General features: G+C 36.6%; 15 protein-coding genes. 8 read left to right on the top strand and 7 right to left on the bottom strand.

The features are described 5' to 3' along the window. Window positions 1-315: 315 nt before the first annotated feature. Complete coding sequence (gene bla, locus AC22ZQ_RS07460; protein WP_318958154.1) at window positions 316-1,044, bottom strand: subclass B1 metallo-beta-lactamase; 729 nt, start codon at window positions 1,042-1,044, stop codon at window positions 316-318. 1 nt (window position 1,045) lies between these two features. Further along, window positions 1,046-2,041: a type I glyceraldehyde-3-phosphate dehydrogenase gene (gene gap, locus AC22ZQ_RS07465; protein ID WP_318958155.1), complete on the bottom strand. Its 996-nt coding sequence runs from the start codon at window positions 2,039-2,041 to the stop codon at window positions 1,046-1,048. Between the two features lie 126 nt (window positions 2,042-2,167). Here gap and AC22ZQ_RS07470 point away from each other — a divergent pair, with 126 nt between their 5' ends. Then, complete coding sequence (locus AC22ZQ_RS07470; RefSeq protein WP_318958156.1) at window positions 2,168-3,112, top strand: SPFH domain-containing protein; 945 nt, start codon at window positions 2,168-2,170, stop codon at window positions 3,110-3,112. A gap of 63 nt (window positions 3,113-3,175) precedes the next feature. Next, window positions 3,176-3,604, top strand: a complete 429-nt coding sequence (locus AC22ZQ_RS07475) for a hypothetical protein (protein ID WP_318958157.1) — start codon at window positions 3,176-3,178, stop codon at window positions 3,602-3,604. Here the strand turns inward: AC22ZQ_RS07475 and dinB are convergent. Together dinB and AC22ZQ_RS07485 are read right to left on the bottom strand one after the other, a co-directional pair. Continuing rightward, entirely contained in the window at window positions 3,590-4,663 is a 1,074-nt protein-coding gene (gene dinB / locus AC22ZQ_RS07480) for a DNA polymerase IV (protein WP_318958158.1), read from the bottom strand. The two genes, AC22ZQ_RS07475 and dinB, sit on opposite strands and share 15 nt — an antisense overlap. 90 nt (window positions 4,664-4,753) lie before the next feature. Continuing rightward, window positions 4,754-5,212, bottom strand: a complete 459-nt coding sequence (locus AC22ZQ_RS07485; RefSeq protein WP_318958159.1) for a hypothetical protein — start codon at window positions 5,210-5,212, stop codon at window positions 4,754-4,756. Between the two features lie 132 nt (window positions 5,213-5,344). On the opposite strand from AC22ZQ_RS07485, the gene AC22ZQ_RS07490 reads away from it, so the two are divergent. Continuing rightward, complete coding sequence (locus AC22ZQ_RS07490) at window positions 5,345-6,460, top strand: T9SS type A sorting domain-containing protein (protein WP_318958160.1); 1,116 nt, start codon at window positions 5,345-5,347, stop codon at window positions 6,458-6,460. Here the strand turns inward: AC22ZQ_RS07490 and AC22ZQ_RS07495 are convergent. Next, on the bottom strand, window positions 6,435-6,683 hold the full coding sequence (locus AC22ZQ_RS07495; RefSeq protein ID WP_318958161.1) for a hypothetical protein: 249 nt from the start codon (window positions 6,681-6,683) through the stop codon (window positions 6,435-6,437). The genes AC22ZQ_RS07490 and AC22ZQ_RS07495 overlap by 26 nt on opposite strands. A gap of 16 nt (window positions 6,684-6,699) precedes the next feature. Between AC22ZQ_RS07495 and AC22ZQ_RS07500 the strand changes: the two genes are divergently transcribed. The 3 genes from AC22ZQ_RS07500 to AC22ZQ_RS07510 are packed head-to-tail and all read left to right on the top strand — an operon-like array spanning window position 6,700 to window position 8,929. Then, entirely contained in the window at window positions 6,700-7,326 is a 627-nt protein-coding gene (locus tag AC22ZQ_RS07500) for a tetratricopeptide repeat protein (RefSeq protein WP_318958162.1), read from the top strand. A gap of 1 nt (window position 7,327) precedes the next feature. Continuing rightward, window positions 7,328-7,972 (top strand): endonuclease III, encoded by a 645-nt coding sequence (gene nth / locus AC22ZQ_RS07505; RefSeq protein WP_318958163.1) that lies wholly within the window; start codon window positions 7,328-7,330, stop codon window positions 7,970-7,972. Between the two features lie 36 nt (window positions 7,973-8,008). Further along, window positions 8,009-8,929, top strand: a complete 921-nt coding sequence (locus AC22ZQ_RS07510) for a DUF58 domain-containing protein (protein ID WP_318958164.1) — start codon at window positions 8,009-8,011, stop codon at window positions 8,927-8,929. Window positions 8,930-8,931: 2 nt separating this feature from the next. Here the strand turns inward: AC22ZQ_RS07510 and AC22ZQ_RS07515 are convergent, their stop codons facing one another. Then, on the bottom strand, window positions 8,932-9,381 hold the full coding sequence (locus AC22ZQ_RS07515; RefSeq protein WP_318958165.1) for a DUF2147 domain-containing protein: 450 nt from the start codon (window positions 9,379-9,381) through the stop codon (window positions 8,932-8,934). Window positions 9,382-9,551: 170 nt separating this feature from the next. Here AC22ZQ_RS07515 and AC22ZQ_RS07520 point away from each other — a divergent pair, with 170 nt between their 5' ends. Beyond that, the gene (locus AC22ZQ_RS07520; protein WP_318958168.1) at window positions 9,552-10,442 is read left to right on the top strand and encodes a 3-hydroxybutyryl-CoA dehydrogenase; all 891 of its coding nucleotides are present in this window, start codon (window positions 9,552-9,554) and stop codon (window positions 10,440-10,442) included. A 70-nt stretch (window positions 10,443-10,512) separates the two neighbouring features. On the opposite strand, the gene AC22ZQ_RS07525 is transcribed toward AC22ZQ_RS07520, so the two are convergent. Next, entirely contained in the window at window positions 10,513-11,229 is a 717-nt protein-coding gene (locus AC22ZQ_RS07525; protein WP_318958166.1) for a DUF3575 domain-containing protein, read from the bottom strand. A gap of 158 nt (window positions 11,230-11,387) precedes the next feature. Between AC22ZQ_RS07525 and AC22ZQ_RS07530 the strand changes: the two genes are divergently transcribed. Next, window positions 11,388-12,158: DPP IV N-terminal domain-containing protein (locus tag AC22ZQ_RS07530; protein WP_318958167.1), on the top strand; the 771-nt coding region annotated here is incomplete at its 3' end.

Below are 12,158 nucleotides of genomic sequence, written 5' to 3' on the forward strand. Positions count from 1 at the left end.
GATGATTAGACAAAACTATGTTCACTAAATATCAAAGCATGCTCAGAGATTCCTTCAGCATCACTTTATCTTTGTACAATTGAATAATTATATTCTTGAATCGTTGAATCAAAAATCTTTGAATATCATTTCTATTTGGCAAACGGCCGGGCTGTACTTACAAGTTTACTTTAAAAGGTCAATTCTTCCTAAGCTCTCAAAGGCTTCTAGGGTCGCCTTTAACAGCCAAGCATCATTCCCCTTTTCTGCGCAAACTTTTCATACCATCCCTGTTTGAGGTTCGTTAGAAAAATGAATTTCGCATACTTCTACCTCCTACTGGGCAAAAAGCGCTCGGGTATATTCCAACAATTCCTTCCCTCCATCTTTACCATGACCTGGGATAATATGCTCTACATCCGGGAATTTTTGTTGTACCTTTTTTATGGTTTGCGACCAATCCTCAACACGAGCATCCACTAAATTACCTTTACCAGCACCCAAGCATTTTACCAAACATCCTCCAAACAAAGCTTTAGATGTTGGATAGTATACTACGGTATTATCCACCGTATGACCTGCTCCCAAATGATAAAGTTCAACATCATGCATCCCTACTGATATACGCAAAGAATCTTTAAAGTGATGTCGAGGAACTTCAACTCCATTCTTTTCGGCCAACGCAGCAGTAAGGTGAAAACTGTAAGATGGAATATTTCTTTCGTGAAAGTACTTTAGTCCTCCTAAACAATCTTCATGAAAATGAGTAACCACCACCGCCTTGATTTTAGCCTTTAATATGTTCTGTACATAATGCATTAAATCATGAGACGCTTCGTCGTTCGTTGGGGTATCTATAATTATTGCTTCTCCCTTTTCAACAACAACCATCCCATTGCAGCCTACTTTACCAAAACTCTCTGTTTCTAAAAAACTTAAATGTCTGTAGGTATTAGGTGCAACTTCCACTACATTTAAAATTACAGTAGTGTTGTCTAAATTTTGTGGTTGAATACCACAAGCAAAACACAGGGGTACTAATAACACCAACCAAGCCGCTTTCATACTAGGCTATTTTTTGAATTAGATCAACCAAACGGTTAGAGTAGCCCGCCTCGTTATCGTACCAGCCTACTATTTTTATCATGTTTCCAACTACAGAAGTCAACAAACTATCAAATACACAACTGTGTGGATTACCTAATATATCTGTAGAAACAATTGGATCTTCTATATAACTTAAAATCCCCTTTAATTCTCCCTCACTTGCCTTTTTAAACGCTGCATTAATAGCGGCTACACTCGGAGGGTTAGCTTTTACATTAATGGTTAGATCCGTCAAAGATCCATCTGGAACTGGAACGCGGATTCCACACCCCCCCATGTGTCCCTCTAATTCTGGAAATATTTTGGTCAATGCTTTAGCTGCACCTGTGGTTGTAGGCACGATTGACTGTGCTGCAGCTCGGGCTCTACGTAAATCGGCGTGAGGAGCATCGTGTAAACGTTGGTCTGTGGTATAACTGTGAACAGTTGTGATATAGGCACTTTCAATTTCACACAATTCCTTAATCACCTTTATCATAGGCGCGGCAGAATTCGTAGTACAAGATGCATTAGAAAGTACTACTTCTGCTCCATCTATTAATTCATCATTTACACCTAAAACAATTGTTTTCACATCTTCTCCTTTCGCGGGTGCACTTATGATTACCTTTTGGGCTCCCCCTATCAAATGTTGAGATGCTAATTCTTTTGTCCTAAAAATCCCTGTTGACTCCACCACCAATTCTGCACCCATTTCTTTCCAAGGAATTTGAGCGGGATCTTTATGTTGGGTAAAAGTGATTTGTTTGCCATTTTCAAAAACCAAACGCTGCCCCTCTACCTTAAAGGAATGCTTCAAACCTCTATGTACACTATCGTACTTAAGTAAATGCGCCAACGTCTCTATATCGGCCAAATCATTTACTTGTACAAGGTTAATATCGTCTCTGTCTAAAATTAATCGGGTTAAATAACGACCAATTCTTCCAAAACCATTAATTCCAATATTTATCATTCTGTATATGTGTCTTTACCTAGTTCGTCATTAAAATTAGCCTCTCGTAAAATTGTGCTAATATTTTTGACATTAATTCCATTATTATCCAAATTTAATCTTTACATTTAGAAAAAACATTAAATCATGGTACAAACAGACTTAATTTTCAATGCTGCCATAATCGCCATTATTGCTGGGCTGATTTTCAAAAGTATTGTCATTGTAAAAGAACAAACCTCAGCGGTCATAGAACGCTTAGGAAAATTCAATAAAATATGTGATTCAGGGTTACATTTCATTATACCCTTTATTGATAGAAAGGTAGATATCGTAAACCTCAGGGTACAACAATTAGATGTTGGGGTAGAAACAAAAACAATGGATGATGTATTCGTCAATTTAAAGGTTTCTGTACAGTTTAAAGTCACAAGAGAGAAAGTTAGAGATGCTTACTACTCTTTAGACAATGCCAGAGGTCAGATTGCATCTTATGTATTTGATGACGTTAGAGCTGAGGTACCTAAATTAGAATTAGACGACGTCTTTGCAAAAAAAGACGATATAGCTAAAGCCGTACGTATTAACATCGCCGAAATCATGGAGGAATTCGGATACACGATTATTAAAACATTGATTACCGACATAGACCCCGACCACAAAGTGAAAGAATCTATGAACCGTATTAATGCGGCAAAAAGAGACAAAGAAGCTGCCATGGAAGTAGCAGCGGGTAGAAAAATTACAATTATTGCCGAGGCAGAAGCAGAAGCAGAGTCGAAAAGACTTTCTGGTGAAGGTATTGCTCGTCAACGTTTAGAAATAGTGAGAGGATTCAAAGAATCTGTAGAAGATTTCCAAAAAACCTTGAAAAATGTTTCGCACGAAGAAGTAATGCAATTTGTATTGTTAACACAGTATTTTGACACCATCAACAACGTAGGTTCTAACTCTAAAAACACGTCTATTTTGATTCCTCACTCGCCTGGAGCGATGCAAGATTTTCAAAATCAAATCATTCAAGGAACATTTATTGGAGAAAAACTCAATGAGTTCACAGACGACGATGATGATCAAAAAGACAATGATTAATAGTTCTCTGCCGGTCTTTGAAAGATCGGCAGTTTTTCTTCCCAATTTTCAAGTATACACGGCATGCTTAAATCTTTATTCATAGGTCTTCTAACCCTTCTTATCCTCTGGGTACCTGCTTATTTCCTGGACTATAAAATCACACAAGAAATTCAAATCCCCATCAAATGGTTACTCATCATAGTAGGTGCTTTATTGTTAGAGCGTTTCTTAAAATACATGATGTTTTATCCTTTTAAATTCTTTGGATTGCACAACAGTAAGAATGTAATCGTACAACAGCTCTTGAACTTTTCATTCAGTGCTGCTTACATTTCCCTATGGCTAGCTGTAGGCATCACCCCTATCAATGCTGTGGTGCAGGGTAAGGTTCCAGAAAAAATCTTTTCCAATTCAGACTTTTTGATCAGCGCATTGTTTTTCACCCTTTATGCTGTTCTCTTTTCCTTTCTTTGGATCCTTTTTAATCGGAATAAATCAGAGCAAGCTTAACTGCACAACCTCTTCTTTTTTCGCTTCACCATCATCATTGAAATTTGATATGGCAACCCCTAATAAACGCAAAGGCATTTTTCTATCGTAATTATCAACGATCAATTGCAACGCCAAATTCCAGATTTCATTTTTTGTAATCAATTCTTTATTTCCAGTGTAAGCACGGGTCAATTGGGAAAAATCTGCAAATTTTAGTTTAATGGACAGTGTATATCCCTTTTTCTCAGATTTCTCATAGCGTTTCCAAAGGGCGTCTACTACCTTTTTCAATTGAAATTCTATTTCATCTCTTTCTAAAATGTTCTCACTAAGTGTTCGTTCGGCCCCTATACTTTTACGCTCTCTATGTGCCTTTACAGGTCTATGATCTATTCCTCTGGCGATATGATAAAAGAAATGTCCTGCCTTTCCAAAATAGGTACTTAACTCTTGTTCACTGAATTTTAATAAATCCTTTCCATGATATATACCTAGTTCTTTCATTTTTTGAGCAGTTACCTTCCCAACTCCAAAGAATTTATCTACCGATAACTCCTCAACGAAAGCAGCTCCCTCTTCAGGTGAAATTACAAAGAGTCCATCAGGTTTGTCCTGATCAGAGGCAATTTTCGCTAAAAACTTATTGTAAGAAACGCCTGCAGATGCCACCAAACCCATGGCTTCATAAATATCATTTTTTATCGCTTTGGCGATAAAAGTTGCAGATTGCATAGGATGATTGGATACATCTAGAAAAGCTTCATCTAAAGCCAAAGGTTCTATCAATTCCGTGTAGCGTTGAAAAATCGAACGTATTTCCTCACTAGCTGCCTTATATTTATCGAAATGTGGTGGTACAAAAACGAGATCAGGACAAAGGCGTGCAGCCTTCATAGAACTCATCGCAGATTTCACACCAAACCTGCGCGCTTCATAGCTTGCAGCAGCAATTACACCGCGCTCAGCATTTCCACCAACAGCAACGGGTTTACCGCGTAAATCAGGATTATCACGTTGCTCAATAGACGCATAAAATGCATCCATATCTACGTGTATTATTTTTCTAAAATCAGCCATTACCAGGGTACAAAAATAAGAGAAAGGTGGAAGTAAAACTCCCACCTTTCAATGATTCCTGCGGTTTTAAGGCCGCGCTATATTTAGATTTTAATCTAAAGCGACATTTTTGTGTTCCCGCTTATAATTTTTCCAATACTGCATCAATGAAAAAGCTACGATCGCTGAGGAGGCCATTCCCTCCAAGAATAACACGAGTACTACACGCATACCTGTCAAATCTTTACCGAATAAAAAACTTCCTTCCAAAACTTGCGGAAATTCGGGAGATATGAAGGTGGTGTATACTAACATGCTCGCACAACTTAAAAAAACAGCTGTAGCTGAAGCACCAAATGCAGTGCGGAGATTGTAGAGGTACCCAACTTTGTCATCTTCTATGAAGTTTCGTACGATTAATTTATTTACGAAATAAATCACAAACACAAAATTGACTAATCTCAACTCACTTATATCCTCTAGATTAAATACTTTCATTAGAGCAAAAAAAGCAACTATACTGAGGTAAATATAGAGGCCATATCTAAACGTAAAGTTTCGTTTCTTCATAGTCCTTTTCTTTTTTTGATTACCCTTCAATTTACGACTTTATTAACTGATTTACAAAATTTTATTTCCACATTTTGAGTTTTGAAAAGTGAATAACAAGAATTATGTAACTTTAGAAAAAAAATGAACCCTATGCAAAAAGCTATCCTACTTCTTGTATGTGTATTTAGTATGTGTACACTTAAGGCACAACAATTTTCAGATACCTTAATGGTAAATGGAGTTGAACGCCATTTCATCACCTATTTACCCGTCAATTTTGACCCGCAAACAGAATCTTTACCACTTGTTATTGTTTATCATGGTTTGGGCATGAATAATGAAACCTTAACGTTTGCAGGATTTAATGCCATAGCAGATACAGCCAGAGTGGTTCTTATGTATCCTCGAGGACGAACCAATAGTTTAGGACAAACGGGATGGAACAATGAAACAGGTCTTTCACCTACAGCTGACGATATCTATTTCACGAATTTAATGATAGATACAGCCCTGTTTATGTACAACATAGATTTAACCAAAGTATACGCAGCAGGGGTATCTATGGGAAGTATAATGAGTTATAAATTAGCTTGTGATTTGAACGACAGGTTTGCGGCTATTGGATGTATTTTTGGACCTATGGCCACCAGCGTAATGGCAAACTGTAATCCTAACTACTCTACCCCTGTTATTCATTTCCACGGTACCGCAGATGGAACTGTTCCCTACGATAGTAATCCACTTCCAACCTTGAGTCTTGCTACGGAGACAATTGCGTGGTGGGAATCAGAGAAAACCTGTAATGGAAGCAAAGATTCTACGCGCATTGCAGATAGTGCAAATGATGGACTAACAACAGATAGGTTTGTATACAACGGTTGTACGGCAGATGGATCTTTAGAACACTGGAGAACAAATGGTGGAGATCACGATTTCTATATACAACCCGTCAACGACTTCAACCACTTTATTGAGACATGGAATTTTTTACGCAAATGGCAGCATCCCAACCCAAGAAATACAGTTCATACAGCAGACCTAGAAAGTCAGAAGATAAATATCTACCCTAACCCTAGCTCTGGAAGTATAGCTTTAACAGGGACAGGAGAAAAGTTCGAGGTAAAAATATTTGATCTCAAAGGTCAACTTGTACTACAAGCTAAAGACCGTAAAAACATCAATGTAGAACAATTGAATGCAGGAGTTTATCAAATTGTAATTGAAAGTAATGCAACCAGAACTACTCAGCGATTTGTTGTTCAATAAGCTTAAAATCATCAGCAGTTACGGGATGATAAAGATCATTTGTAGCTAACATATCATTAAGGCGCAGTATTTCGAAATATTGCGCCGCTTTTATTTCATAGCGAAACCACTTCTCTCCGACTTGTTGTAATTCAATAAATTCCTTACTACTCGTTATTTTGTAATATGACTTACCATTAAACAGTCTTCGATATTGCGGAAAGTCCTTAACTTTGTGATCCATAAAACGAAGATAGAAAATGTTTGTCAACGCGAATCATAAAAAAGCTCAGGAATTCATAGATGCTAAAGAATTAGACAAAGCCTTAAAACACTTTGCTAAAGCTCTGGAAGAACATCCAAACAATGCACAAATCATCAATGATAGAGCTGTATTATATATTCACTTGCAACAGGAGCATTTGGCAATGAAGGATTTTGATCTTGCCATTGAACTTGATCCAAAATACAGTTACCGTTACGCTTCACGCGCTTATGCAAGAGATTTCTTCGGAGATACTGATGGAGCTATTGCAGACTATCAAATTGCTGTTGAATTGGACCCTCAAGATGCCGTGGCCAACAACAATTTGGGCATTTTATTAGAGAAAAAAGGATACAAAGAAAAAGCCGACAAACATTTTGCTAAGGCCGATAAGGTAGCAAAACACGAAAAGCAATTTGAAGAGTTAATGGCACAAGAAGAGGCCGAAATGAATCAAAATGCTCCTGCTCCAAAACCTGAAAATGGAGTAAAAATTCAACCTAAAAAAATTGAGAAAGAAAAGGAATTGACCAAGGGTAAATTTCTTTCGAGAATCCTCACAGATAAAAGCACGTTTAAAGAATTTGTTAGTTTTATCAAAAACGGATTTAAGGTAAAATAACATGACAAGAAAAGAGAAAGCTGAATTTGTAGTTGAAGAATTAGAAAAATTATATCCAGAAACTCCAGTTCCCTTAGATCATACAGACGAATACACCTTGTTAATAGCTGTACTTTTGTCTGCCCAATGCACCGATGAACGCGTTAATCAGATTACTCCAAAACTATTTGCAAAAGCCAATAACCCCGCTGATATGGTAAAGTTGGATGTTGAGGAAATTCGAGAAATCATCAAACCTTGTGGTTTATCTCCGCGCAAGTCCAAAGCTATCTATGACCTTTCTCACATCTTGTTAGACAAACACCAAGGAACCGTTCCGCAGAGTTTTGAAGCTTTGGAAGAATTACCGGGTGTTGGACATAAAACAGCGAGTGTGGTAATGGCCCAGGCATTCGGTGTTCCTGCCTTTCCGGTTGACACGCACATCCATAGATTAATGTACAGATGGGGATTAACCAATGGTAAAAATGTAGATCAAACAGAGAAAGACGCCAAGAAGATTTTTCCTAAAGAATTGTGGAACAAATTACACCTTCAAATCATTTTTTACGGAAGAGAATATTCTCCGGCTAGATCACCAAAATTAGATAAGGACTACATTACCGTGGCTATTGGAAGAAAATCTGTCTTAAAAGATTATAAATAATCAACATCCCCCCTCTTTTTTCTTATCTTGGTCCTTATGGCAACAAGGATTAAAAGAGAAGACTTAGTACAGTTCGGTAATTTAGAGTTATTGGCCAAACAAGTGGTTGAAGGCTTCATTACGGGGCTTCACAAAAGTCCTTTTCACGGTTTCTCTGTAGAATTTGCCGAACATAGACTTTACAATAAAGGAGAATCTACGCGTCATATTGATTGGAAATTATATGCGAGAAGCGAAAAGCTTTTCACCAAAAAATACGAGGAGGAAACAAACCTTAGGTGCCAGATTGTTTTAGACTGTTCCAGTTCTATGCAATTCCCTTTAGAGGAGGAAATGAACAAAATGCATTACGCCGTATATGCTATCGCTTCATTGATTGAATTATTAAAAAAACAAAGAGATGCTGTTGGATTAAGTTTAATGAAAGAAGATTTAACGCTTCATACCGCTGCAAAATCCTCACTGCGTCATCATAAATTTTTGTACGCGGAATTAGAAAAAGAACTACACAACTTCAATAAGGATAAAGGAACTTCTACAGATGCCAGTGCTTTGCTGCATGACATTGCCGAATTAACCCACAAAAGAAGCTTGATCATCTTATTCTCTGACTTCTTAGATGATCCTGAAAAAGTGGACGATTACTTTGCAGCCATCCAACATTTAAAACACAACAAACACGAGGTCATCATTTTCCAAGTGGTAGATGAAAAAAGAGAATTGAATTTCGATTTAGACAATAAACCTCACGTACTCATTGATATGGAAACAGGTGAGAAAATGAAACTTCAACCCAACCAGATTAAAGAGGCTTACGCAGATCAATCGAAGAAATACTTTGATGCTATTAAACTAAAAAGTCAACAATATGCTGTTGACTTTATAACTATTGATATACATGATGATTTACAAAGCGTTTTAACACAGTACATGATAAAACGCAGTAAACTCTATTAATTTTATTCAGGAAGTCTTACCCAAATTTGAGTTCTGTAAAAGAATCCTAGGTATCCTCTTACCATCAAACGGTTAGAATTATCCTCATTTAACCACATTGCGCAATCATAAATCTTCCCGTTCTCCGGGTCGCAAATGGTTCCATCTTCGTATTCATCATCATCTTTTTCCATGTCACGAATAATCTCTAATCCCACCAAAGGCTCTCCTTTTCTGTCGTCAGTACATTTATCGCACTTTGGGTTGGGACCTCTTCCCTCTCTAGGATAAAGTTTTACAATTTTACCGTAAACTTTCCCATCTCTCTCAAAAATCTCTACTACAGACTTCTTTTTATTGGTTTCGTCATCAATAGTAATCCATTTTCCAAAAATGGTAGGAGACGTAGTAGTAGATTTCGTTGTAGCTCCCATGAGAAGCACACAACTAAAAACAAGCAATAAACTCTTCATATAATTCTGTTTTAATTAAGGTTTAACCCTTACAAGTTATTTATTTTTTCACAATTCAAAAACATCTGCATGCATAAAAACAAAAATCTTACCGTATTTATAAAGACGTGAGTTCCTTGGGATATTAGAAAAGTACTTTTAATTTTACGACACCAAAAAATTATAAGATGATAAAAAATGTTGCAGTAATTGGTGCAGGAACAATGGGGAATGGAATTGCCCACGTTTTTGCTCAATGTGGATATAAAGTTTCTTTGATTGATATTTCAGAAAAGAGTTTAGAGAAAGGTGTTGCTACGATCACTAAGAATTTAGATCGTATGGTGGCAAAAGAAAAAATCTCTGCTGATGATAAAGCAAACACTTTAAACAACATCACTACTTTCACTTCTACGGAAGACGGTGTTAAAGATGTTCAATTAGTAGTTGAAGCAGCTACTGAGAATGTTGATTTAAAATTGAAAATCTTTAAGAATTTAAGTGAAGTAACTGCTGATGATGTAATTCTTGCAACCAACACATCTTCTATTTCTATTACTAAAATAGCTGCCGTTACAAATAGAGCAGACAAAGTAATAGGAATGCATTTCATGAACCCAGTTCCTGTAATGAAATTGGTAGAGATTATTAGAGGTTACTCTACATCTGATGAAGTATGTAACTTGATTATGGAAACTTCTAAGAACTTAAACAAGGTTCCTGTAGAAGTAAACGACTACCCTGGATTCGTTGCTAACAGAATTTTGATGCCTATGATTAATGAGGCGATCATTACTTTACATGAAGGTGTTGCAGGTGTTGAAGAAATTGATACCGTAATGAAATTAGGCATGGCTCATCCTATGGGACCCTTGCAATTGGCTGACTTTATCGGATTGGATGTATGTCTTGCAATTATGGAAGTATTGTACGAAGGATTCGGAAATCCAAAATATGCTCCATGTCCATTATTAGTTAACATGGTTACTGCAGGTAAATTAGGTGTGAAATCTGGAGAAGGATTCTACAGCTGGACGCACGGTACTAAAGATTTGATTGTTGCGGATAACTTTAAGAAGTAAACACAATTCAAAACATATAAAAAGGGCGTCTAAGTTTTAGACGCCCTTTTTTGTATCCGTTCAAATTATTTTAAAGTGATGACCAACCAATACCAAATCTTAGTCCGGCATTAATTTGCATAGAAGGGAAATTAGAACTACTTGTTACCCATTCACTAGTTCCTTGACCTGATCCATCATAGAAATACGTTGAATACGCTGAATTTTCATTTATTTGAGCTAAGCCCATACCTATGAAATAATCGATAGACAGTGTTTTAGAAACCCAGTGCTGATATCCCACATTAAAGGTGTAATACATTCTTGTTTCATTCCCCAAAAAAGGATCGGGTGTGATTTGTCCCTCAAACTGAGGCGCATGATATTCTGTGTTAAAGTGTTTTACCCCAACCGCAGGCATAATATAGAATTGATTCAATGCAGACAAATCTCTTAGAGGATAATATCTGAAGCCAAGTTCTGCAGATACTCCCAGTTTCCCAACTTCTCCACCGTACTGAGAACTAAATCTTCCTGACCAAATGTTACTAACGTTCGGACCGGCAGTTATCTCAAAAGACGATTTATCGCCTATCACGTGTTCATAGGAAAAACGCATTTCTCCGTTTAACTGATTTAATAAATCAAATTTAATCACATTCATGTGCTCTACTTCGATTCTTTCGGATGGTGGAGTTTTAAAAAATCTCGACTTTTTGTTCACTACATAAACCTTTTCGGTTTGAGCATAAGCGGAAACAGCCGAAATGATTAATCCTCCTAATAGGATTAAGGCTTTCTTTTTCATGGTTTTAAATTTTATTAGTTCAATTTACGAAAATTGAATTACAAGTCATGTGCCAAAAATGTTAAATCTTCGTTTCTTTTTTAATTCAATTGACGAAACCTGTGTAACATAGCTATTCAGAAGATTTAATTATTTTCGCAAAAGACACATTTTAGACAATGAAGAACATTTTATTAGTAGCAATTTTATCAGTAGCGACACTAGGAAGTACGCTCGCTCAATCCAAAAAATTGGATGTAAAAACCATCTGGAAAGATTACGAATTTGTAGAAAATAGCGTTGCAGGTTTTCGTTCTACCAATGATGGTGAGCACTACACTCAATTCAAACAAGAAGGAAAAATAAAATCTATCTATAAATATTCCTTTACAGACGAAAAGAAAGAAGAATTAATTGTAGATGGAAGTACATTGTTCTTCAGAGGTGAAGTATTGAAAATTGACAATTACTTTTTCAATTCAGATGAAAGTAAAATGTTATTTACTACAGAAACGAGAAAAAAATACAGACGTTCATTTGATGCCTTATATTATGTGTATGATTTAAACACGAAGGAGCTTGCACCTTTGGACGAAGAACATTACCCTCAAACCTTAGCAGAATACTCTCCTGACGGTAGCAAAGTGGCATACGTAAGTGAAAACAACTTATTCATCAAAGATTTAGAATCTGGTAACATCAAGCAAGTAACAAAAGATGGGAAGATCAATGAAATTATCAATGGGACTACCGATTGGGTAAATGAAGAAGAATTTGCCTTAACCAAAGGTTTCCAATGGTCTCCCGACGGAAGTAACATCGCATATTTAAAATTTGACGAAACTGATGTTAAGGAATTTACTATGCAGTGGTACAAGGACCTTTACCCAACACCATACACCTATAAATATCCTAAAACCGGAGAAGACAACAGTAAAATCACTTTGCAC

The sequence above is a fragment of the Lishizhenia sp. genome (assembly GCF_057456495.1).